Raw genomic sequence first — 24,071 nt, forward strand, 5'->3', positions numbered from 1 at the left:
CTCGGATTACCCGGCGATGCTCGCTTCCCGAATTAATATATCGGGAATCTTTATGGAAGAATAGGAATCGTTGTACTCGTTTGAAATTCCTTCGATTGCAAAAAGAAGATCAAAAAAGTTTAAATTCATTGTTATACGATCCACGGGATGAACGGGCTTTCCATTTTTATAATAGAATCCTTGCACTCCGATCGAAATTTCTCCCGAAACCGCGCTACAACCCGAACCACCTTCCAGTTTTAGAACATAGATACATTCCGGATAACGGGAAAGTAAGTCTTCAAGGGATTCTTTCCCTTTCGGAACGACGTAATTGGTGAATGAAGTTCCCACACGTCCTCCGTAAGAACGAACCGCGTTGCCCGTCGAACTCACACCCGCTTTTTTTGCGGATTCTAAGTTATAAAGATACGTCTGAAGAATTCCGTTTTCGATGATCGCTTTTTTGCGAGTCAAAACTCCTTCGGCGTCTAAAAGTCTCGAACCGGGATAGTCCACGATATGAGGATCGCAGAATACGTTCCAAATCGGAGAAGCGACCGGAGAACCGAGTTTTCCTTCCAGACGGGAAAGACCTTTTTGAACGCTGTCCGCAGAAAACGGGGAAGAGAACATTCCGAAAATCTGAGGACTGACCCGATTGGAAAGAACGATCGGATAATTTCCACTCTTTACCGGTTCCGCTCCCAAAAGAGAAAGAGAACGTTCGGTCGCAGTGGATACGATCTTTTCGGGTCGGATTTGATCGATGTCCAATCCGGACTTCGTATAACCACCCATCTTTTTCGATTTACCGTCGGTTGCGACTAACGCAACTCCCGCGGAGATCAGATTCGATTTTTCGCTGTGAAACAGTCCTTTCGAATTTGCTAATATAAATCGGTTCCAGGTTTTTCCCGCATAAGAATACGGAACGTTCTCGATTCGTTCGTCGGCCGTCCAAGCGAGTTCGTCCAGTTTTTCTCCGGTGGATTTCAACCACTCAAAACCCAGGGATTCCAAAGATTCTTCGTAAGAACGAATCGGAATTTTCGGAAGTTCCGTTTGTCCGGGAAGATCGATGTCCAAAGGATCCGATATCTTTGCCTGAGCGATTGCGTCTTCGACCATCTGGGACAAGGCTTCTTCGGAAAGTTTTTCGCTGTAGGAATAGCCGGGTTTTCCGTCTTGGATCAGACGAATTCCGATTCCTCTCGAATTGGAAAGTTCGGTGTTACTCACTCTCTTTTTAAAAAGTTCGATTCCAACGTCCTTGGATTCCGAACCGACGAGATCGTATTGATCGAGACCTTTTTGTTTACAAACGCCTAACACGTATTCAACGGATTGATCCAAGTCCATCAGCGTCCTCCCACGAGAATTTCGTCCACTTTGAGAGTCGGTTGACCGACCGTTACGGGAACCGAACCGGAAGCGGCTCCGCACATCCCTGCCGCGAGTTCCAAATCGTTTCCTACCATACTGATCTTAGGAAGAATTTCGTCGCCTTTTCCGATCAGAGTCGCGCCTCTCACCGGTTCCGCGATCTTGCCGTTTCGGATAACGTATCCTTCTTCGACCGAAAAATTAAATTCTCCGGTGGAAGGATTTACCGAACCTCCGCCCATCTTTTTGGCGAAAAGTCCGTATTCTACTCCCGTGAGCATATCCTCGAAGGAATCCTTTCCTGCGGCGATGTATGTATTTCTCATTCTCGAAACCGGAGCATACATATAACTTTCTCTACGTCCGCTTCCGGTTCTTGCGACTCCGACTTCCTCGGCTCCGATTCGATCGGAAAGATAATTTTTAAGAATTCCATTCTCGATGAGAACTGTCTTCTGAGGAGCCATTCCTTCGTCGTCCACGGAAATACTTCCCCAAGAATCGGGAATGGTTCCGTCGTCGATGGCGGTCAGACATGCTTGGGCGATGGATTGTCCCAACTTGTCCACAAAGGGAGAAGACTTTTTACGAATGGCTTCCGTTTCCAGAGGATGTCCGCAGGCTTCATGAAAGATCACTCCTCCGAATCCGTTGCCCATCACGACCGGCATTTTTTTTCCTTCGATATAACCGGCGGATAACATCATCAAAGCCCTTTCCGCGGCCGTTTTGGAAAGTTGCTCGATGGGAAGACTTGCAAAAAACTCAAAACCCTTTCTGGCTCCCGGATTTTCCGATGCCACAAAACGTTCTCCTTCTTTCTCGGCCGCGACGTTGATGCTAAATCTGCTTCTCACCCTTAGGTCTTCTAAGGCCAAACCTTCCGAATTGTAGATTCCGATCTTGGAAACGGAATCCGACGCGGACGCACTGACCTGAACGATATGCGAAGACGTAGCTCTTGCGGTTTGATCCGCTCTATAAAGAATTTCTAATTTTTGATCCGGAGAAACTTTTCTAGGATCGGTGATCTGCACTGGAAAAGATGGGGTTTTAAGATCTCCTCGAAACACAAGGGCTTGTCCTTTTCCTTTTGCGGCTCCTCTGGAATCGGCGAGAAGGTCTATGAGAGAAATGAGATGTTCCGGATCTTCGTTGTTCGTATGTGCGTAGAGGACGTCGGTTCCATAGATCAAACGGATTCCGATTCCGTAGTCGATCCCCGCGAAACTCTGTTCTATCTTACGATCTCTCAAACTTACCGAGGAGGATCTGGTTTCTTCTTCAAATATTTCGACGAAATCTGCTTTTCTGGAAAGGCCTGCTTCCAGGATCAGGTGGGCTTTGTTTGTCTGCATTCTATCCTGTTAGACTCCGGATTGTTCCGGAGTCTTTTCAAATTCTACTTATGGCTTCTTGATTTTTTCTCTGTATTTGATGGCGTGTGCGGTCGCCTTCCATTTGATTCGATTCCAGACGACGAGAAGGATGCTGGTTTCCTGCACTTCAAAACGATAGTTGATGATTTCATCTCCACCCATCGCCTTGGACTTGTCCAACAATTCTTTATAACCCGTTTCCCCCGTGACCCAGAGCATCAACCAAGAAGTATAAACTCCTTCGGTTTCCACCGTACCGAGGATCTGAAAATCTTCCGAATTGATCAGATACTGCGTATAGTTTGTTCCCAGCCCCGGAACGCGGATGTCACGGTAAATACAACCGCTCAGTAAGAATGAAATCATTCCTAAAAGCAGAATGTTTTTTAGTTTCAAAATTCTCATATCCTTTTCTCCAAATTCAAATTCTAATCTAAATACATCAAAGATTCTGAATCGATTCCGCTCCGGGAAGTTTCCCTTGAAGAGCCAGACGGATATAATCCACACCTTTTAGATCGTCCGTATAACGCGGAATCAGATGAAAGTGCATATGCGGCACCATTTCCGAAACGGTGACCGTATAAATTTTAACGGGAGAATGATTTTGATAGATCCACTTTGTCGCAAACTCTAGCGCCTTTCCGAAATCGGCAAAGGCTCCGCTATTCCATTCTTGATAGGAAGTCCAGTGAGAGGCGGGTTCGATGTAGAGATACCCTTGCAATCGTTTTTCCTCTTCCGAATGGCGTATGGAGAATTCTCCGAAACGAGCAAGGATTTCCGGTTTTTCACCGGACTGATAGACTTGGCAAATCGGACAATCAATCATGATACAAAGACCTTATTTCGAATTTTATGAGTCTCCCAAAGAATCTCATCTTGTATAGGAGAAAACGGTTTTTGAAGAATTCGAAAAAATGATTCCTCCGTTCGGAATTCTTCTTTCCAGATCGGAAAACTCGGAAAGGATGAGAATCCTCGAAATTGGATCCAAGTTCCGTTCACTAAAAAGGATTCCCTATGAAACGTTTTTCTATTCTTTTTATACTTCTTCTTTTCTGGAGTCAGACATCGTTCGCGCAAAGTCAGAGCATTTCTCAAAGGATGGAATCACTCAAACGATTTTTGGGAGAACCTGCGATCGTAGAAAAATCGTGGCTGATCGAAACCATTCCAACGTGGAAAAAAGAAGAAGAATCGAGGTTGCAACTCTATTTAAAAAAAGTTCTCACTCCCAAACTCGATGGAAAGAATTTTCCCACAAAGGATCCCTTAAAACTAGAATTAAAACAAATTCCGAATTTAGGAGGATTGAGAATTCGAAATCAGAAAACGGAGCTTTTTCATCTCGTTACGTTCGGAAACGAGTTTCCGAATTTTTCACAGATTCAGACCTTTTCCGTCGGAGCGTATTACGTTGATTTTTATCTCGGAAGACAGGGTGGAATCCCTTCCGTGGAATTTCCAAAAGCAGGACTGAGTTCGGCCTTTTACTATTTCTCCGAAGACGAAACGCTTCTCTACTCGCAAGAAACAAACGAATGGAGAATAGCGGATTCTCAGTCCATTGGAGAATTGAATTCTTACTTTAAGTCAAAAAGTTCCCACTGTCAAGGTTGTGATCGTCTTCGTCTCCTGGATGGCACGTTATTCTTCTTTCCGAGTCAAAATACGTTTTCGTTCTGGGCACGTTTCGGTTTGGGAGCCTTTCTGGTGCTCTGCGGGCTCTTCATTACGATTTTCTTTTTTAGAAATTTTCTCGTTCGTAACAGAGAAACACTTCGAAAAGCGATGCAGGCGCAGAAGACCTTGGACCAAGAAAAAAAATCGATTCTTTCGAAATAGCCTTCAAAAATTTGCTATACAAATACTTACGTATATTTTAGATTTGCACAGAGAAAACCGGGTGACATAAACCCAAGTTTTCGAAAAATCTAATCAGAACCGGCATTTTTTTACTCCGGATGATTCTTTTTTGTCCGGTATAAGATTTATACTCAAAAAAGTGAACCGCTTCTGCACCGCAGAGCAACTGCCAGGAACCGTTACAACGGAGGCAGAATAAATGGGAGAAGGTATTATGAAGAAGTCAAAAGAAGAACCACAGAGCGTAGACGATTCCAAGAAGTTAGCCATCGAACAGGCTATGAGCCAGATTGAAAAACAATTTGGAAAAGGCGCGATCATGAAATTAGGGTCGGATGCCGCGAGACAAACGGTGCAAGTGATACCTACCGGATCTCTGGATCTGGACATCGCTCTTGGAATCGGAGGGTATCCGATCGGAAGAATCGTAGAAATCTACGGTCCGGAATCCTCCGGGAAAACCACTCTGACACTTTCTGCAATTGCCGAAGCGCAAAAGCGAGGGGGCGTGGCGGCCTTCATCGATGCGGAGCACGCTCTGGATCCTTCTTATGCGAAGAAGTTAGGCGTCAATATCGACGAACTTCTGGTTTCCCAACCGGACAACGGGGAAGAGGCATTGGAAATCTGCGAATCCCTCGTTCGAAGCAACGCGATTGATTTGATCGTGATCGACTCGGTGGCGGCTCTTGTTCCGAAAGCAGAGATCGAAGGAGATATGGGAGATTCTCACATGGGTTTACAAGCCCGTCTGATGTCCCAAGCCCTCCGAAAACTCACAGGAACCATTTCAAAATCAAAAACCGTAGTGATTTTCATCAACCAGATTCGGATGAAAATCGGAGTCATGTTCGGGTCACCGGAGACTACAACGGGCGGAAACGCGCTCAAATTCTATTGTTCGGTTCGATTGGATATCCGCAAAATCGAAACGATCAAAGAAAAAGAAGAATCGATCGGAAACAGAGTTCGTGTCAAAGTTGTCAAAAATAAGTGTGCACCGCCCTTTAAGCAGGCAGAATTTGACATAATTTTCAACGCGGGAATCAGCAGAGAGGGTTCTCTGGTTGACCTCGGTGTGAAACATGATATTATCAATAAGGCAGGAGCCTGGTATTCCTATAACACGGAAAAAATCGGGCAGGGAAAAGATGCGGCGAAAGAGTATCTGAAATCCAATCCTGAAACCGCATTCACGATCGAGAATATGGTTCGAGATCTGAATAGCCTTCCCCTCTTAGCGCAGGACAAAAAGCCTCGCAAAGAAAAAGAGGAAAAATTGGAAGAAGCTACGGGATAAACACTGGCTTTCTTTTTAGGAACCCTTGACCGCCGGATGAGAAATCATCCGGCGTTTTTTTTAGTTACAACAGAGTCCTCCCATTAAATTCTTTCCCAATAGTTACCCGGAAAACGACGAAGAATCAAATTCGTTTTCGCAAAGTGGTTTCTCTTCTTTCCAAAGAAGAAACAAGACAAGGGGAATATGGCAGAAATCAGTATTTTAGGAGCGGGAGGTTTTACCGGTAAGGAACTTCTTTCTCTTCTTTCGCATCAATCCACACACGAAGTCGTCCACATCACGAGCGATAAACTCGCTGGAAAAACACTTTCCGAAGTTTTTCCGGAAATTCCGTTTCCAAAAAATCTGATCTTCCACAAACACGAGGACGTAGTTCCGAAAAAATCCTTAGTCGTCTTAGCCGTACCCAACGAGGTTTCAATCGAGTCAGCACCGAAATTTTTAGACGCAGGCCATAAGGTGATCGACCTTTCCGGGGTTTTTCGACTTCACAACCAAGAAACATTAGAAAAGGCTTATAAACTCAAACATACAAAATTTTCCTACGTTGAAAAAGCGATCTTTGGAATCCCAGAAATCTTTCGGGACAAGATCAAGGGTGCGGACTTCGTATCCAATCCGGGTTGTTTTTCCACATCGGTGATTCTTCCCGTATTTTTGTTAAACGAACTCAGAAAAAATCTAAAACCGAGAATTGTCGCCGATTCCAAATCCGGAGTTTCAGGCGCGGGTGGAAGAACCGAAGACGCTGGCTTTTCTTATACAGGAGTCTACGAAAACTTTCGGGCTTATAAAATTCTCACGCACCAACACGAACCGGAAATCCAAGAATATATCTTCTCTCATTCCGGTCTCAAAGAACCGGAGGTTTTGTTTGTCCCTCATCTTTTGCCGGTCTTTCGAGGAATTCTTTCGACCATCTTTTTGGAATTCGAAACCGAGCCGGCCGTTGATCCGATGCAAGTTTTATTGGATTCTTCCAAAGGCGAACCGTTTATCCGAATCTTAAAATCACCTGAAGAAATCGAACTTAAGAAAGTCCAAAACACGAATTTCTTAGATATCTCCTTGAGAAAAAGAGGAAACACGTTAGTCGTCGTTTCTGCCTTAGACAATCTCGTCAAAGGCGCCGCCGGACAGGCTCTTCAAAACATCAACTTGATGACGGGCGCCAAAGAAACCACGGGACTTCTCCCCTAATCTCTTATGGAAAAAACGAGTCTTTACCATTTAGTAAGGGACGTCGCCTCGGTTTACGCAGATCGACCTATGTATTGGATTCGAGAAGAAGCCGGTGACTTCCGGGGCATTTCTTACAAAGATTGGTATGAAAACCTGCTCCATCTTTCCTCATTTTTGATTGAACTCGGTTTAGAAAAAGGAAACACGGCAGGTCTCATCTGCGACAATCGATATGAATGGTCTCTTTGTTCCCTTTCTTTGGTCACGATCGGTTGTATCGACGTTCCGAGAGGATGCGACGCCACCCTTGACGATTTGAAATACATTCTCGGTCACAGTGAAGCAAAAGTTCTTTTTTTAGAAAATGAAAAGGTACTCAAAAAACTCTTAGAAGAAAAATCTAGTCTTGCAAACGTAAAGACCATCCTTCTCATCGATCCTCCTAATAAGTGGAAGGATTTGGAAAGCGCGCGCAATCAACTCGGCGGAGTAAAATTTATCTTCTTAGAAGAAGCGCTCTTGGAAGGCGAAAAGATTCGAATCAAAAAGGGAGACAAAGCCTATCACCAAAGAGGAGAAGCCCTCGTTGGAAAAGATCTGGCTACGATCATCTATACTTCCGGAACGACGGGCGCGCCCAAAGGCGTGATGCTCAACCACAGAAGTTTTACTTGGGGAATTCATCAACTCCAGGAATTTGTTCCCGGATCGTATCAAGACAGAACGATTCTCTTTCTTCCTCCTTGGCATATCGCGGAAAGACTCTTAGAAACTACTCTCATCGCTTGGGGAGCTTCTATGGCGTGTTCCTCCGTTCCGACGATCCCGGCTGATATGCAAAAAGTGAAACCTACGGTCCTTGTTTCCGTTCCCCGACTGTGGGAAGGTCTTTACAAACGAATTCACGATACGGTCCGCAAAAGTCCGCCTCTCAGACAAAACCTCTTTCATTTTGCGGTTAAAATCGCGGCGATCACCACAAGTCTGCAGGACACCATCCGGGATTCTTATACGACTACGGAAGTAGAAAATCCGAATCAGAAGATACTGGACCGATTTGTTGCAAGTATTCTCCTTTTATCGATGTATCCTCTGAAATTCATTTCTTATCGAATTCTACAAAAGGTTCGGGATCTTTTCGGAGGACAAATGAGGTTCGCTCTTTGCGGAGCAGGAGCGATGCCCTATCACATTCAATTTTTCTTTCGGAGTGCGGGGATTCCGATCATCGAAACCTACGGAATGACGGAAACGACGGGAATCGGAGCGATCGGAGAATTCCCTCTTCCGAAAAACGGCGCCATAGGAGCTCCATTACCCGGAACAGCGATTAAACTCGTCGGTGAGGACGGTAAGATCGTGACCCAACCGGGAGAAAAGGGAGTCGCATGGCATAAGGGCCCCCACGTTACCGCCGGTTATTACAAAGAACCTGAAAAAACCGCCAAAGCGTTGCAAGACGGTTGGTTGGATTCAGGAGACATTTTGACTTGGACTCAAACGGGAGAATTGAAATTCGCGGGAAGAGCCAAGGACACGATCGTACTCTCCGGCGGTGAAAACTTAGAGCCAGCTCCGATCGAAGCCAAACTAGCGGAATCCGAATTCATCAATCAAGTGATCGTGGTAGGACAGGATCGTAAAAATCTCGGGGTCCTGATCGTTCCTTTTTACGATCGGGTCATCGAGGAATTTCATTCCAAAGGGAAATCCGTTCCTAAAAACTTAGACGATTGGAACGCAAACAAGGATCTCCTTCATTTTTTTAAGAATATCGTAAAAGAGAAAATTTCCACTCGTGCCGGATTTAAGTCCTTCGAAAAAATCGCGCACGTCCACATTCTACCGAAAGAATTTGAAAAGGGAAAAGAAATGACCGAAACGATGAAACTCAAACGAAACGTCGTTTTCGAACTTTACGAAAATGTAATTCATTCTCTCTACGCAAACGATGAAGATTGAGCCGGCAACCACTCTTTTCTGCTCCGCGATCTCCGAAGAATTGGATCAGTTTGCAGATTCCGGTCGCTGGAACACCTTTCTCTGCGGAGTCGGTAATTTAGAAGCGGCCTTAAATCTTCAAAAATTTCTTCTCGAAAAACGAAATCAAAATGAACCCCTTCCATCTCAGATCCTATTCTTGGGTTCAGCCGGGGTTTATCCTTGGTTGCATCCGAGTTTTTGGAAAGGTCGTTTCGGTTATTCTCATGAGTTTCAAAATCAAGAAATTGCAAAAATAGAAAAGAGAATTCGAGTCCCGGAATTCGTTGCGGATTCTTTCGAGTTCAGAAGCCCTTTTCAATTCCAGGCGGTTGAGGAAATTCTTCCATCCAAAACGAACGGAACCGGCTCCGTTACGATCGACACCGTCTCCGGAAGAAGTTTGGAATTTCTAAGAACGGAGGATCTCGGTTTTGAGAATATGGAATGTTTCGGACTCGCTCGTGTTTGTTCCGAATTTCAAATTCCATTCTGCGCGTTCTTCGCGCTTACGAATACGGTTGGCCCGAGCGGTAGCGAGGAATGGAAACAAAATTACAGAAGAGAATCGACTCGCCTTCAGGATTTTCTTCTATCGTTTTTTGTTTGAAAACTTTTTGCCGGGATTGAAAAGTCCGTGGATTTCTTCTAAATGTTGATCCGCTTCTTCTTCCCCTTTCCGTATGATTTCACGGAATCTTCCAAAATCAAAAAAGGAATATTCTTCGATATGAAGATTGATAAAAAGATCCATCTTATCCTTTCGTAATCTTGTGATCTCCCTTCCTTCTAACGTGATCGCGCGTCCCATGATCTTTAAGATGGGAGGGTATTTGAGATCTTCCCAAAGATTCTTAAAAAAGGATTTTCCAGTGATCTTTCGGTCTTCGAGAAGACGTACGATCGCCTCATCCCGCAATGGTGATACGTTTGCGGAAAGGATGATATCGGCTCCTTTTTGTCGGATTAAATTTTCCGGTACGTTGTTGATCACACCTCCGTCCACAAGAAGATGATCTCCGTGAAAGACGGGAGGAAACATTCCGGGTAGACTCATGGCCGCCGCCAAGGCTTCCCAAACCGGACCACGATCCATCACGTATTCTTCTCCGCTGTGAAGATCCACGGCGGATGTTACAAACGGAATCTTTAAATCTTCGATGAGAGTGGAACCGAACGCATCCTTTAGCATTCGATTCATCTTTTTTCCCTTGAAAAAAGAAACGAGTGGAATCGTCGGATCGAACGGTTTATCCAAACCTCCGAAAAACTTGTAGATCATTTTGTGGATCGAATCCGTATTCTCTCCCCTCGCATACAAAGCCGCGATCACCGCGCCGAAAGAGGCTCCGGATACGAAGTCGATCTTTATATTCTCTCTTTCTAATACTCTCAAAAGCCCTATATGCGCAAGAGCTCTGGCCCCACCTCCACCTAACGCAAGACCTCTGGTTCGAGAAACCAAGTATCTCCCGAACGTTTCTTCTTTATGAAAGATCTTCTGATGTTTTACGCTGTCTTCGGGGTGCATCGAATTGGAAGAATCGATATATCGAATCGTTCTCCCCGCGAAATTACGGATTCGAGATCGGAAGTACGTTAAAATTTCCGTTTTCTTCTTTTGATTTCTTTCGGGATTATCTTCCCAAAAAACGATCTGATCGGATTGTAAAAGAAGTTTGTCCAACTCCGGTTTTAATCCCGCACTCTGAAAATAGAGATGAATCACGGGATATTGATTTCTTAGGATCGATAATTTCCGTATCGCTTCCTGTAAGCTCAGCTTCTCGAATGATTCCATCGAAACCAAGGTCATCTTGCCCTCGTGGGAATAAGCGCTGATCTTTACGATCGAATCCAACTTTTCCTTATATCCTTGCACTTCTTCCAATGGAACGTGACAGATCATCCTTCTTGGCACGGACGTGAGTTTGTCGCTCGGCTCCAAATGTTCCCGAAAACGATTGCTCATCAATCGAATCAAGTTTGCCGAAAGGATCGGTTCCTTTTCCGCAAGTTTCAGAAAAAAATGTCCGTCTAACACATACAAAAGCGAATCCATAACGGCTACCGCCGAACCGCCGTGTTGTGTTCGAGTCATCAGACTATTCTCCGCGAAAAATTCTCCCTCGCCCAAATATTTCACGGCCTTACCCGACTCTCCGAACGTGAGCATCACCTCGCCGTGTCGAACTATAAAAAGTTTATCCGAGATATCTCCTCGATAGTAGATGACGTCGTGGTTATAAATGTTTCTCTCTTCTATATTTTGATAGATCCGAGTGAGAACCGCCGGCGATAACTTTTGAAAGATCGAGATACCGGAAAGAAATTTCAGAATTTCTGGATGTATTTTTCGTGCCATAGGACGCAGGCGACTCTATCGGATTTGGACGAGAATGTAAAGGATTTCTCCGATTGCATTTCTTGAATCCGCTTTCTTCCCGTGCTTTTCTCTTGATTTTCTGGGTTACCGCACAAAGTTATACACAATGACCTTGAAAGCGAACTCAGTCGTATCCGTTTTTCGTCAATCCGTTGTAGACTGGCATAAAAAAGAAGCCACGTCCCCAAATCCCTTCCCGTCTGACAGCGTAGAATCCATTCTTTATAGTAAAAATCAAATCGACACGATCCAATGGCACGTGGAAGACGAAATCCGTAGACCGGACCTTCCCGACAGAGAATTGGTGGGTTATAAAAGACAGATCGACAAATTGAATCAAGAACGTACCGATCTTGTTGAAATTTTAGATGATCGAATTTCATCCGAATTCAAATCGGTTCCCAAAAAACCGGGAGCAAGAATGAACTCGGAAACCCCCGCCTGGCTCATCGACCGGATGAGCATCCTCGAACTCAAAATTTATCACATGGAAGAACAGACCCAACGGAAAGACGTGGACGAGACGCATATCCAAAATTGTAAACGTAAGCTCGAAGTCCTCCTCGAACAAAGAGTCGATCTTTCCACTTGTCTCGACGAACTTCTCGAAGACCTAAAAAACGGAGACAAGTTTTACAAAGTCTATCGCCAGATGAAGATGTACAACGATCAGAATCTGAACCCGTCCCTGTATTCCAAAAAATCATGAACTTATTAGTCATGCGTTTTTCGGCCATGGGCGACGTCGCCCTTATGGCCCCGGCGATCATCGCAATCGCGGCGAAATATACGAACATCCAACTTACGATCGTTACCCGCGGAAACTATGCTCCGTTTTTTTACAACATACCGAACGTAAACGTAGTCGGATTCAATCTCAAAAGATACCGCGGACTTCAGGGATTGTATCGTCTTTTTAAAGAGATCAACAAATTAGGACCTTACGAAAAAGTCATCGATCTTCATTCTTCCGTTCGATCTCGTCTGATCAGTTTACTTTTTTTAATTCGTGGAATCGGTGTGTATCGGATCGTTAAGGGAAGAAGGGAAAAGTTAAGACAAATTCGTCAGAAAAAAAAAGTTCTTACCCCGCTTCCTCATACTGTCGAACGATATCTCAAAGTTTTTGAAAACGCCGGTTATCCTGCCACAGTAAGGAAAGGACCTTGGATCAATGTGGATCCCGAGTCCAAAATTTTCGCCAAAGAATTTTTCGAATCGCAGAACGTAAAAAAGAAAGAAGGACTCTGGATCGGCTTTGCTCCGTTTGCAGGTCATGAACTCAAAGAATGGCCTCGGGAAAAAAGTCAGGCGCTTCTCAAACTTCTTCTCGAAGAATTTCCAGGTGTAAAAATTTTTCTTTTCGGTTCCAGGGAAGAATCTAAAATTTTGGAACATTGGTCCAAAGGAAGCAAAGAATCTCTAAAGATTGTCTCCGGCGGGAAGTTAGGAATTCGCGGGGAACTTGGGATCATGGAAAAGATGGATATCATGATCGGAATGGATTCTTCGAACGTTCATATCGCCGCGCTCTTAAAACGTCCCGTCGTTGGTATCTACGGAACCACACATCCCTTTTCCGGTTTCGCGCCGTTCGGACAGGAAGATTCGGGAGTATTACAAATCGATAATCTACCATGCAGACCTTGTAGTATTTATGGAAACACGACCTGTTTTCGTAAAGACTTTGCCTGTATGGAATGGATTCAACCCGAAGACGTAATCAAACGAATTCGAGTCGTTTATAACATCAATACCCTATTCTAAAAACCGCAAGAACTGATCCAAAGGATCGGGAAGAGAAAACAGCATGTTGATCAACGTGTTTCTTTTCTTTTTGTTTTTTACGCTCGCTACGGTTTTATAGACCTCTTCCATCTTATCCACACAAGCCATCATCTCGTGTCCTTTGGAGATCTTGATGGATTCTTCCGAAAAACATTCGTATAACGCCGCGTCCTTGAGTATCGCAACCGCTTTTTCGGCGATTCCCTTTACGTCGAAGGGCTTCGCGATGTAGCCATTCTTTCCGTCGTGGATGAGCTCCGGAATCGCAAAGGAATCCACACCGACCGCCGGAAGTCCGCAGGCGACAGATTCTAAGATTACAAGACCTTGGGTTTCCATCGTGGAAGCCGTTAAAAATAAATCGTATTTCGGATATTCTTCGGGAAGTTCTTCCCGTTTGATGAAGCCCGTAAAGGTGATCGCGTTTTCGAGTCCTAAATTCTGCGCTTGCACTTTCAGAGAAGGAAGAGCCGGGCCATCTCCTATGATCGTAAGAGTAGAATTCGGAATTTCGTCGTGAATCAATTTGAACGCGTTGAGAATCACGTCGCAATTTTTTTCATACGAGATTCTTCCTACGTGAAGGAGTTTCGGAGAAGTGGGAAGTTTTTTGATCGTCCCTTTGAAACTAGTCAGATCCAGTCCGTTCGATATCACGGCGATTTTTGTCTTGAGTCCGAATTCTCTCAGTTGTTTTTCGATCAGGTGAGAAGGAGAAATGATCAGATCACAACGTTCATAGATATTGTTCGAAATTTTCAAAATGATCTTTTTACGGATGTTAAACTTGTCGAATTTTTCGATCTTACTCAAATCCTTGATCTTCAACTTTTTCTCGGACTTACTCGCTCTTAAAAAAAGTTTATCCAATTTCAAAAGTCTGTAAAAGGAAAGATACATGTCTTGTTCGGACATGAGAGTATGATAGGTTCCGATCGTAGGAATTCCGTATTTTTCAGTTGCGTTGATTCCGTATAGACCTAGCAATCCTGGAGTATGAATGTGAACGAGATCCGGTTCGAATTCTTTGATGATTCTTTTGATCTTACTCGGAGAAGGTAGGACCACCTTGATATCCGGATAACTCGGAAGATAACCGCTTCGAAATCTCTCGATTCGAATCGAATCGCCGATATGATCAAAGTCCCCTTCCCCGTACCGAGGACAACAGATCATAAAGGTATGTCCCCGTTTTGCCAGAAGCTCCGCAAAATTTTTCATGGAAATGGCGACACCGTCCACTTTGGGAAGAAAGGTATCGGAAAAATAAAGAATTCTCATCAAAGATCTCCTAAAATCACGGGCTTTACCGGAATCCTCTGTATCAATCGATCGAAAGAAATTATCGAATTTACAATTCCCAGCTTACAGAAAACCTGGGTTCAATCGATTAGAGAAGATGCCCGAACGTCTTAGAAAAATCACTCTTTTTTTATTCTGCGCAAGCATTGTAACAATCGGAGTTTCCGTCTCTCTCAGTCAGGGATTTCTCGTCCTGGCCTTCTTATTTTCGGTATTCACCTCAAAAACGAAAGGCTTTTGGAAAGAACCAGCAATCGCGATTGCAGTTGCATTCTTTGCTTGGTATCTGATCGACTTTTGGATTCACGCTACCAACGAAGAAAATTTTTCCCGTTATGCGAAGACCGCATTCAACGCGGAACTCAAAGATATCTTTCTCTTTTCCGGATTGATCGTAGCCTGGAATCTTAAAAAAGAAGAATTTCCTGCGGTCTTTCGCGCGTTACTCATTCTATTCTGGGTCCTTTTGATCACGGGACTTGTCTCGAGCTTTTCTTCCGTGCGTCTTTCTCGGTTGATCAGCGATCTTTACAGAGAATCTCCCAATTGGAAATTCACACATCCAATGGGCCAGATCGGAAAAATCCCGCTCTACCTTCCGATCGGTCTGATGAATACGCATCTAACGTTCGGAGGCTTACTTCAATTCTTCTTTCCTCTTCCATTGTTTCTTTTTTTAAAACCTCTCTTAAAAAGGAATTGGAAAGAAGCCCTGCTCCAAGGAATAATCCTCGTTTTGTTTCTCTATGTCGTTTTTCTCAACAACGCACGTTCTTCGATCATCGGGGCTCTCTTTTCCTCTTTTTCCGCCTTTCTCGTGTTAGGTCCGATCCGAAAAGAATTGCCTACAGCGAAAATTCTATTCGCTTCGGCCGGCGCGGTGTTTCTTCTGGTTCTACTTGGAATCGGACTTTCCTTCACGGAAGCAGGACAAAAAATCACGGATCCGATTTTCGGAAAAGAGAAACATACGGATGCGGGAAGAACGTTTATTTGGGATTCTACTTTTCCATTGATTGAAAAAAATCCTGTGATCGGAGTTGGACCCGGAAATTACAATCGAGAGATTGAAAAATCCAGAATTGCACACTCCGAAAAATACAGAGAACTCTATTACTTTTACGAAACCACACAGAGAGGTCACGCGCACAACGACACCTTCCACCTCTTTGCGGTTTTCGGATTTCCGGCGATCTTTCTCTTTATCGCGTTTGGAACCAGTTTGTATTATAGGCTTTTATCGAACACGTTGTCATACGAGCAATCCCTGTATTTTTTTGGCCTCTCCGGATTTTTTCTTTCCGGTCTCTTTCAGTGTTACTTCCAAGACGACGAGGTTGTGATTCTATTTTGGATTTTGAGCGGATTCTTTCTTCGTACAAATCGGGAAAAAGAATCGGCGCCATCCGAAGTTCAATACGTATAACAATAAGAATCAAACTGCCTTCTTTTTTCTACCGCAACCTCTTCTTCTCTACGTTTTTGAATCGTCAATTCACTCTTCCGAAAGGAAATCATTTCGTTTATCAATTCCATATATTCCGTCCCTCGTTTTGTTCTTTCATGAAAACAAAACGATTGGATTTCGGATTCAAATTCCAAAAAGATCATCCCTTCGCTCGGCAAAGAAGGAATGTTGAAAAAATCTCCGTTTCGATTCCATATAATCGGATTCGGACCGGAACCTTTTTGATACAAAAGAACCCGAAGCGGAATTCCGATCTCGGAAAGTGAGTGCGGTAACATGAGAGTTCCGGAATTTGTAGAAAAGAAATCCGGGAGAAAAAGAAATACCGGCTTTACGGAAAAATCAGGCTGATCGTTGCGAATGATTTTGCGATCTTGGAGAAGATTTCCCTTCTTGTTCCAAAGCCTCGCTTGTAACCGGAAATCTTTGGTTTTTACGGGATGGTTTGTCCTCCTTCCGGTATAACCGCTACTAACGGAGGAAAAATCGCTCACAACTTTACAACGTTCTCCCGGATCGAAATCATATTCTAAAATAAACCGAAAAAACGAAAGACCGGAATCGAGATAAAAAGATTCTTCCGTTTCAAGACGTTCTCTACAAAGAGTTTGTTCGATTCCGTTGGGAAGTAAATCTTCCGAAATACCAAAGTGAATCCCATACACAACTTCCTCCTTTTTCGGAAACGAAACCGGGATGGAAATTCCGGATTGGAACACACGAAGCCATTCCTTTTTGTATTCTTGAAGCAAATAGGAATCTTTTGTTCTAAATAGGATTTCCCGATTGTTATCCCTTGCGCTCACCGAAAAATTATACGAACCGCTCAAAAGCGTAGAATCATCCAATATCATGGTTTTATGATGGAGCAAACCTCCTTTTCCAAAGGAATCCACGGAAATAGTTTCATCATTTCCATCTCCGAGAATCCTCGAACCGGGAGAAACCCAAACATCGGCGAGATAGTTTCCTTCTTCATCTACGGGCGCGTCGTAAACACCCTGTACGATCACACCGTTTCGATCCGCGAGCGCCAATCGAGAACTCAAGACCGAATCAAAATGGTCGAAGATCAAATAATGAATCGAAGTGTTTGCTCGATCGATTTCTCTTAACAAAAGATTCTGGATCAATCGTCCCTTTTCCGGAGCGATGTAAAAAAGGAATGGAGGAATTTCAAGAGCGTTGATTCCCGGATCTTCTTCCAAAAAAGAATAAAAATTTTCCACCTCCGATTCAAAAAGATCGAACCGAACGTAACCGTTGAGATCGTTTTCCAAACCGTACCAAGTGAAATTACCGGATCCGAGAAAAACCTTCTTACGATCCACGATTAGGATTTTTGAATGTTGTAGCCCGGAACGTTCCCATCTTCGAAAAAGACCGAGACCTACCAATTCGCTCGCATATTCTTTTTCCGGATCGGCGACAATTTGTATTTTCACTCCTCGTTTTCGAGCGCGTTGTAAGGCGTCTAAAATCTCGCTATCATCGAACGAATAGATCCAAAGATCAATGGAATGTTTCGACTCTTCGATCAGAGCAAGAATTTGATCTCGAACGTTCCGCCGTTTCGAATCCGGAGTGTAACGACCAGGAAACGAAAAATAAGCATCTATGTTTCGGGTAAGAGCCTGCTCAATCCAAAACAAATTTCTTTCTTCCTCATGCGAACAATGACCGAGAAAAAGAACCGTCCATAGGAAACGTAGAATCTTTTTCATAAGATCACTCCGGATTGAATTTGAAAAAAGACTTCTCTTTGAGCGGTCTCTGGATCGCTCTTCCAACCACCTACGCTCCATTTAAAAAAAGAAAGAGGCACGTTCTCGTCCTCCGTGGGGATATAAAGAGTCGATTGCAAAAGGGCTTCTCGAAAATATCCGTTTTGAAAAGAATCCCGCGAACAAGTTAAGTTTCCGGACGTACCGGAATCTTCTCGAAGATAAAAATAGGAAGCGAGATAAAGTCGAAAACGAATTCGAGATTCCTTATATTCGATATTGATCCCGGACCAAGCGGATTGCCTTTTTCCGCTTTGTAGCGTGAATTGTTTTTCTAAACCGCGGTCGGTGACCCAAGCAGACGGATAAAAATCCAAACTCTGATTGGTCGAGAACACTGGAGATGGATTGGATCCAATTCCAACAAAACCCAATTCTAAAATTTCCCCGTTTTCCTTTCTTCGATCTCGATCGGGAAGAAATCCGAATAACTCCGCTTTCCAGAGTACATTGTCAAAACCAAAAGAAAGAAGAATCGCTTCCCCCGTGATCGGAAGGGTCGCCGCATTTCGAATTCGGTTCCAACCCGTTTTATCCTGACCCCTTGCTAGAATCCCTGTTAAGGACGAAGAAAAACCTTTCCATTTCCAATGTATATCCAAGGTAGAATGTGTAAGATAATCCCGATCTCCCGAAGATTGGTAGTTCGTGGAAAGGTCGTTTCCGTATCTTCCCCAGTTCTCAAAGTTCAAGTACTGAAAACGAAATCCGAATTCTAAAAAGGAAATTTCGTAGCGGTAACTCAAACCCCCTCGATAGCGATTTCTAAATTCATCCGGTACCACGAGAGTCGCCGGCAAATCCTGATTGCCAAAAGACTGGGATCGTTTTGTTAAAAGAATCGTATCTCGAAAGCCGACCTTTTCAAAAAGTTTGTATCCGGAGTAATAGTCAAAGAGATCCACACGAAGTTTTCCCTTTTGTCTAAAATCGGCTCTCACAACGATTCCGTCCGTGCCATCGGCCCAATCTCGAAAGGAAGATTGTTTTCCGTCCTCGGAAATTCTTCCTAAGGCGAGGGAAAGTTTAGAATTCTTCCATTCCAGGAAAAAATCCCTTCCTGCGTAAAAGTGAAATTTCGAATCGGAAGAGAGAAATCCGTCCGCTTGGATTCTCAAAAGAAAAAGCTTCGAAGAATAATTTTGATCCAGACTTCCGTGAAACATGGATTCGTTGATTCTCAATTCCTTATAGAATTTTTCGTTCGGCCGTTCCGAGGAAGTTTGGACTTCTTGTCCGGATCCGAGTCCCCAACCGAACCAGGAAATCTTTTTCCAACCGGAAGGTTTCCCGTCCGCGAGGATCGGAAAACCTATAATAAAAAAAGAATATAAAAAGATTCGTCTCATGGAAGATCCTTCTTTTTGATTTCATAATCCGAAAGAGAATCCCCGGAACGATTGGTTCGAAGCAAGATAAGATCCCCGAGCTCCGTATCCAATGCGAACGGAAACGGAGAATACTGATTCCCGTAACTATGGAGATGAACCGGTGCTTGTTGAACATATTGAAATAGATCCAAACCTTCGTTTTTCCCGATTCCGTTTCCGATGGTCGTCGTTTTTTCGATGGTAAAAATCTTTCGATACGATTCGCCGAGAAACGGAACGGATTCGTTTTTAAAATTGGGAGAAAGAATATAACCGCATTCTCCCGGATTCAAAAATCGATCGTTAAAAATCCAACCGTTTGGATCGGGATTCCCTGTTTCCCAACCGATCGGATGGGAAGTACCAAAACGAAACGAGTATTCCACAAGGCGATCCGAAGCGGAGCTGTCCCGAATTTCAAGACTTCGTACATCGACGGAATCCTTTCCACGATTGCAGATCAAAACCCATTCGTTTGTGGAAAGAACCGGACTCGGATAAATTGCGGAAATCAGAATCGAAGGGTCGCCCGGAATTTGAATCAGTCCGTCCCCGCCCGACGGAATCAAATAGACCAAGGAACCTTTTGGAATATTCCAGGATTCGAATATACTATATCTCAATTCTATCCAAAGATTATAAAATTCAGTCGTAAATCGACTCTGAGAGAAGTTTGGCTGGAACGTGAGAACCTGGATTTCACTCGTCCTGATGCCCGCAGAATTGGGCAGATTCCAACTCAAAAGCGGATTGAAAAAATCATCCGAAGAGGACGACTCTTTCCAAAGAAACGGAAGAGTTCGGTTCGCAAGACTCGGGCTCGCCTCGGTCTGAGAGCAGTTCTCCTTTCGTTCCTCGGAATCGGAAAACGCACTGTTTTTCCAAACCACGGAACCTCCGAGGGTTCGAAACTTGGACGCGGATCTTCGGGCCTTTTGAGATGTAGAATTCAGACCCGGTCCCTGCGAAGTCCAAACAAAAGTGTCTAATACCGAGTTTCCGTCCAAAGACAGAATTCGCATTTCTCCGGAGGAACCGAGAGAAAGCTCCGGTAAAATCCAAGGTTTCATATTTGGAAAACAAACAAGTCGAGAGGAAGAAAAAACGGTCTTCCCCGCTTCCAATGGGATGAGAAATCGATACTCCTTTGTTCCCGAATGAATCTCCAGAATTCCGGAAGTCGGTAGGATAGAATCGAGTTCCACAAATCGATCCCCACTGATTGGAGTGGAACCATCATACGAACCCATCCAAGAGATTTCGGAAAGTTCCCCTTTCCGATTCTCAACCGAAGAATCCCAATTCGATTTAGAACCCGGATTCATCGCGTGCAAGTCACGAATCGATGAGATGAGAGTTTCCGAACTTTCTATCGGATGCGGAATCCAACGTCCATTCCGAAACAAGAGGGAAAGAAGCTGACCGTTTTCTTTTTTAAGGATAGGAATCTCCTTTGTCTCCCGCGAAAGAAGAATTTCCCGAGGAACAAACCGATCTTTCAATAAAATGTTTCCTCCGAATTTGGAATCGGAAAGATCCGCAAGAGAAAGCCGGATCGGTTTTCCCATCCAGTCCCGCGTTCCCAGAGTCAAAATTTCATTCGGTTTCAGAAGACCGGAATCCAACCAAATTGGGTATTCCGTTTCACCTAAAAACACGGAAAGAGCGTTCGGATTACAGTTTCCTTTTCCTGAATATTCTAAATCGATAAACTTGTGATTTTGATCTATTTTATCCTTTAGAAAAAGTCCCGTAAAGTTCACTTCTTCCAATTGAAACTCTTCGATTCTACAAAAGGAGGAATCCTCCAAATCGTTCCCTTTCACGTCGAATCCGGGACTCATACAAAGTCGATCGGATATCTCGAACAATCCTTCCTTTTTGCAAAGGGAATACTGATTCCCGAAAGAGGAATAAAATCGCTCTCCTACTTGAAAGTCACTTTCGCGATTGAAAACAGAAACTTGTTTGGTGCGTGTTTTTAAAAACCATTCTCCTTTTTTCTTAAGTTCAACCCAGGGAAAACCCGAAATCTCGTTTCCAGGAAGAAGACTTCCGGATTCGATCCGGAGTATCGTTTCTCCGGGAAGTAAGAATTCCTTTCCTTTTTGTATCGAATACGGTTTCGCGTTGAGTTCCAGATTCAAATCCTGAAAACAAATCGTTTCCAAAGTAGAATTTCGAAATTCCAAAAATCTTCCCGTTGAAGAACCCACGCCGCCGAAGACTTCGGATAACTCCGGAATTCCATCCTTACAACGCGAAACGACTTCTGAATTTTTTCTTCGTATCTCCGAAATAAAATCGGAAAGGATAGATACGTTACCCGGAATCTCAAGAACCAGACTATTGAGTGCCCGAATTCTGTTTTTTGGATGAAAGACGATTTTCATCCTCTGAGAACTCGCAAAGATGCTAAACCCTACGAACGCATTCGGAGAGTGTGGACGAATCGAAGAATCTTCCGAGAAAACGGAGACGAGATTCGTGTTTGGAAACGATACCTTCTTTAACGTTTTATCCAGACTCGGATCCCCGGAAAGGATCAGCCAATCCTCGTCGCAGTCGGAAAGAAGATCGCGAATCAGCTCCACTTTCAGCTTGCCCGTCCCGAGTTCGGAAAAAGACCATTCTTCCGATTCCGTACGACCTTCCGGATTCTCATTCCAGAATGTAAGAATATTCTGAATTTCTAAATCGATTTCTCCTTTTGGATCCGGAAAACAAACCGAAAGACCGAATGCCAATTCCGCTCCCGCGAAAAGACAAGCGCTTGCGTCGTTGGATCGAAGTTTCACGGTCGGATTCTGCCATTCCTTCCGAACCGATTCCGGGATTTCCGATTCCGCCAAAATACCCGGTTCGTAGACGAGTCTAAATTCCCCCGGTCGAGTGATCGGCAAAAGAAAGCTCGAACTCCCCTTTCCAGGACAGGATGCAAAATGAATCAGAGACAATAAAGTCGTGAAGATGAATTTGAATTTCATATTTCCCTCCGTTGGAAACGGTTCCGGGAAACGTTGGAGCGGAGGGAATTTTAGATTTTTTTTATTCTTTTTTATGAAGTTGTTTTAAAATTTTTTCGGCGAGATTTTCGCCGATTCCCGGAACATTGAGTAATTCTTCTTTTGTGGCTTCTTCGATTTTCTTTTCACCGGAAAAATGTTGTAGGAGCAATTTACTTCTTTTGAGTCCGATGTCCGGAACATCCTGTATCAGTGCGCGCATCGTTTCCTTATTTCTTCGAGTTCTATGATGGGTCACTCCAAAACGATGCGCTTCGTCCCGAAGGTGTCGGAGCAACTTCATTCCCGGAGAATTCATATCGAAGATAAAGGGTTCGTTGTCTCCGGGGAAATAAATCTCTTCTCTTTTTTTTGCAAGACCGACCATCGGAATTCCTTCGGCCCCCGCTTCTACCGCCGCTTCGCAGGCTTTGGTCAACTGAGTCGGTCCTCCGTCGATCACGATCAAATCCGGAAAAACTCCCTCTTCGTTCACGATTCTTTGCAGACGTCTTGAAATCACTTCATGCATCATTCCTGGATCGTTGATTCCGTCGTAACCACGCATATTGTATTTTCGATATCCTTGTTTGAACGGCTTTCCCTCGACGAACATGACACCGCTCGCCACGGGTTGCGAACCTTGAAAATGACTGATATCATAACATTCTATGATATGCGGAGGTCGTTCGAGGGAAAACATCTCTTGGATTTCTTTTAAAGAAGCGGTTTGATCTCGGTAATGAGTCGCGAGAAGTCGTTCCGTAAGGCTGAGTTCCGCGTTTTTCTCCGCGATTTTCAAAAGGGAACGTTTGTCTCCCGTACGTGGAGACTTGAGTTTCGGTCGAAATCCCGTTTTCTCCTGTAGGACGTCCACGACCGTTGCAACTTCTTCTTGGATATCGGTCGGAATAAAAATCACCGGAGGAACGAGCGCCGCGTTCAGATAATAATCCCGAAAGAAGGCACCGATGATCTCGGAATCCTCCGCGTCCAAAACTCCTTTGATCGGAAAGGATTTTTTGGTTTCGAGTCTTCCGCCTCGAACTTCCAAAAGAATCACTTGACCTTCGTCTTCCTTTCTCGCGAAACCGATCACGTCCTCGTCGCCACCCTCCGTGCTGACGACGGTTTGTTTTTCTCGGAAGTTCTGAATTCTCTGCAACATATCCCGATACCGAGCCGCCTTTTCAAATTCGAGGCGTTCGGAAGAAGAATTCATCTTCGTGCTCAAATCTCCCACGAGAGAATCTTTTTTTCCTTCTAAGAATTGAATCACTTGGTCCACGACGATCTTGTATTCTTCCACGGGAACCGTTCCGCGACAAGGACCGAGACAACGTCCCATATCAAAGTTCAAACAAGGTCTTCTGGGTTTGGGAAGAGGAAGAACCTGTCTCGTTTTACGGATCGGAAAAATTCTAAGAATGATGTCTAACGTTTCTCTTGTGGAACGAACGTCCGAATACGGACCGAAATACCGATCCCCGTTGTCTCTGAGTTTACGAGTCACGTAAACCATCGGGAACGGTTCGGAAAGAGAAACACAAATATAAGGATATTTTTTATCGTCCTTGAGACGAACGTTAAAACGAGGATTGTGTTTTTTGATCAGAGTCGCTTCAAGTATCAGCGCTTCTTTTTCCGTTCGAGTAGCGATCCAATCCAGATCAAAAATCTCTCTCTGGAGCGCGCGTGTCTTTACGTCCGGATGGAATTCTTTGAGATAATTGCGAACCCTTTTGTCTAAATTTTTAGCCTTTCCTACATACAAAACCTCGCCTCTTCTGGACTTCCAAAGATAACAACCCGGAGAAGCTCCCAAGTTTTTGATCTTTTCCAAAATCAGAGTGTGGTTTAGAATTTCAGCCATGTTGCGTATTCATTAGA

The 24,071-nt window shown here is 44.1% G+C and carries 18 protein-coding genes; 8 read left to right on the plus strand and 10 right to left on the minus strand.

Features of this window, described 5'->3' with window-relative positions:
* Window positions 1-6: 6 nt before the first annotated feature.
* From DLM75_RS08880 to DLM75_RS08895, 4 genes are read right to left on the minus strand one after another with little or no spacing between them, the layout of a single operon-like run.
* Window positions 7-1,341, minus strand: a complete 1,335-nt coding sequence (locus DLM75_RS08880; RefSeq protein ID WP_118968170.1) for a TldD/PmbA family protein — start codon at window positions 1,339-1,341, stop codon at window positions 7-9.
* Complete coding sequence (locus tag DLM75_RS08885; protein ID WP_118968171.1) at window positions 1,341-2,723, minus strand: TldD/PmbA family protein; 1,383 nt, start codon at window positions 2,721-2,723, stop codon at window positions 1,341-1,343. Before DLM75_RS08885 ends, DLM75_RS08880 begins: the two co-directional genes overlap by 1 nt.
* Window positions 2,724-2,771: 48 nt before the next feature.
* On the minus strand, window positions 2,772-3,149 hold the full coding sequence (locus DLM75_RS08890; RefSeq protein WP_118968172.1) for an LIC11742 family lipoprotein: 378 nt from the start codon (window positions 3,147-3,149) through the stop codon (window positions 2,772-2,774).
* Window positions 3,150-3,186: 37 nt separating this feature from the next.
* Window positions 3,187-3,576 carry an HIT family protein gene (locus DLM75_RS08895; RefSeq protein ID WP_118968173.1) on the minus strand — a complete coding sequence of 130 codons (390 nt, stop codon included), beginning with the start codon at window positions 3,574-3,576 and terminating at the stop codon, window positions 3,187-3,189.
* 191 nt (window positions 3,577-3,767) lie between these two features.
* Here DLM75_RS08895 and DLM75_RS08905 point away from each other — a divergent pair, with 191 nt between their 5' ends.
* From DLM75_RS08905 to DLM75_RS08925, 5 genes are all read left to right on the plus strand, one after another.
* Window positions 3,768-4,592: a hypothetical protein gene (locus DLM75_RS08905; protein ID WP_118968175.1), complete on the plus strand. Its 825-nt coding sequence runs from the start codon at window positions 3,768-3,770 to the stop codon at window positions 4,590-4,592.
* 220 nt (window positions 4,593-4,812) lie between these two features.
* Window positions 4,813-5,913, plus strand: a complete 1,101-nt coding sequence (gene recA, locus DLM75_RS08910) for a recombinase RecA (RefSeq protein WP_118968176.1) — start codon at window positions 4,813-4,815, stop codon at window positions 5,911-5,913.
* A gap of 186 nt (window positions 5,914-6,099) precedes the next feature.
* The gene (gene argC, locus DLM75_RS08915; RefSeq protein ID WP_118968177.1) at window positions 6,100-7,116 is read left to right on the plus strand and encodes an N-acetyl-gamma-glutamyl-phosphate reductase; all 1,017 of its coding nucleotides are present in this window, start codon (window positions 6,100-6,102) and stop codon (window positions 7,114-7,116) included.
* A 6-nt stretch (window positions 7,117-7,122) separates the two neighbouring features.
* Window positions 7,123-9,060 (plus strand): AMP-binding protein, encoded by a 1,938-nt coding sequence (locus DLM75_RS08920; protein ID WP_118968178.1) that lies wholly within the window; start codon window positions 7,123-7,125, stop codon window positions 9,058-9,060.
* Window positions 9,050-9,688 carry a phosphorylase family protein gene (locus tag DLM75_RS08925; RefSeq protein WP_118968179.1) on the plus strand — a complete coding sequence of 213 codons (639 nt, stop codon included), beginning with the start codon at window positions 9,050-9,052 and terminating at the stop codon, window positions 9,686-9,688. The genes DLM75_RS08920 and DLM75_RS08925 overlap by 11 nt, the downstream gene beginning before the upstream one ends.
* On the opposite strand, the gene DLM75_RS08930 is transcribed toward DLM75_RS08925, so the two are convergent.
* On the minus strand, window positions 9,671-11,443 hold the full coding sequence (locus DLM75_RS08930; protein WP_118968180.1) for a patatin-like phospholipase family protein: 1,773 nt from the start codon (window positions 11,441-11,443) through the stop codon (window positions 9,671-9,673). The two genes, DLM75_RS08925 and DLM75_RS08930, sit on opposite strands and share 18 nt — an antisense overlap.
* A 127-nt stretch (window positions 11,444-11,570) precedes the next feature.
* Here DLM75_RS08930 and DLM75_RS08935 point away from each other — a divergent pair, with 127 nt between their 5' ends.
* Together DLM75_RS08935 and DLM75_RS08940 are read left to right on the plus strand one after the other, a co-directional pair.
* Entirely contained in the window at window positions 11,571-12,173 is a 603-nt protein-coding gene (locus DLM75_RS08935; RefSeq protein ID WP_118968181.1) for a DUF4254 domain-containing protein, read from the plus strand.
* Window positions 12,170-13,231 (plus strand): glycosyltransferase family 9 protein, encoded by a 1,062-nt coding sequence (locus tag DLM75_RS08940; RefSeq protein WP_118968182.1) that lies wholly within the window; start codon window positions 12,170-12,172, stop codon window positions 13,229-13,231. The genes DLM75_RS08935 and DLM75_RS08940 overlap by 4 nt, the downstream gene beginning before the upstream one ends.
* On the opposite strand, the gene DLM75_RS08945 is transcribed toward DLM75_RS08940, so the two are convergent.
* Window positions 13,223-14,533 carry a glycosyltransferase gene (locus DLM75_RS08945; protein ID WP_118968183.1) on the minus strand — a complete coding sequence of 437 codons (1,311 nt, stop codon included), beginning with the start codon at window positions 14,531-14,533 and terminating at the stop codon, window positions 13,223-13,225. The two genes, DLM75_RS08940 and DLM75_RS08945, sit on opposite strands and share 9 nt — an antisense overlap.
* Before the next feature lie 118 nt (window positions 14,534-14,651).
* On the opposite strand from DLM75_RS08945, the gene DLM75_RS08950 reads away from it, so the two are divergent.
* Window positions 14,652-15,980 (plus strand): O-antigen ligase family protein, encoded by a 1,329-nt coding sequence (locus DLM75_RS08950; RefSeq protein ID WP_118968184.1) that lies wholly within the window; start codon window positions 14,652-14,654, stop codon window positions 15,978-15,980.
* Here DLM75_RS08950 and DLM75_RS08955 read toward each other — a convergent pair.
* From DLM75_RS08955 to uvrC, 4 genes are all read right to left on the minus strand, one after another.
* Entirely contained in the window at window positions 15,968-17,746 is a 1,779-nt protein-coding gene (locus DLM75_RS08955) for a phospholipase D-like domain-containing protein (RefSeq protein ID WP_118968185.1), read from the minus strand. The two genes, DLM75_RS08950 and DLM75_RS08955, sit on opposite strands and share 13 nt — an antisense overlap.
* On the minus strand, window positions 17,743-19,155 hold the full coding sequence (locus tag DLM75_RS08960) for an LA_2168 family protein (protein ID WP_118968186.1): 1,413 nt from the start codon (window positions 19,153-19,155) through the stop codon (window positions 17,743-17,745). Before DLM75_RS08960 ends, DLM75_RS08955 begins: the two co-directional genes overlap by 4 nt.
* Window positions 19,152-22,163 carry an LIC11755 family lipoprotein gene (locus DLM75_RS08965; protein ID WP_118968187.1) on the minus strand — a complete coding sequence of 1,004 codons (3,012 nt, stop codon included), beginning with the start codon at window positions 22,161-22,163 and terminating at the stop codon, window positions 19,152-19,154. Before DLM75_RS08965 ends, DLM75_RS08960 begins: the two co-directional genes overlap by 4 nt.
* Before the next feature lie 61 nt (window positions 22,164-22,224).
* The gene (uvrC, locus tag DLM75_RS08970) at window positions 22,225-24,054 is read right to left on the minus strand and encodes an excinuclease ABC subunit UvrC (protein WP_118968188.1); all 1,830 of its coding nucleotides are present in this window, start codon (window positions 24,052-24,054) and stop codon (window positions 22,225-22,227) included.
* Between the last annotated feature and the right edge of the window lie 17 nt (window positions 24,055-24,071).

The sequence above is a fragment of the Leptospira stimsonii genome, assembly GCF_003545885.1.
Lineage (GTDB): Bacteria > Spirochaetota > Leptospiria > Leptospirales > Leptospiraceae > Leptospira > Leptospira stimsonii.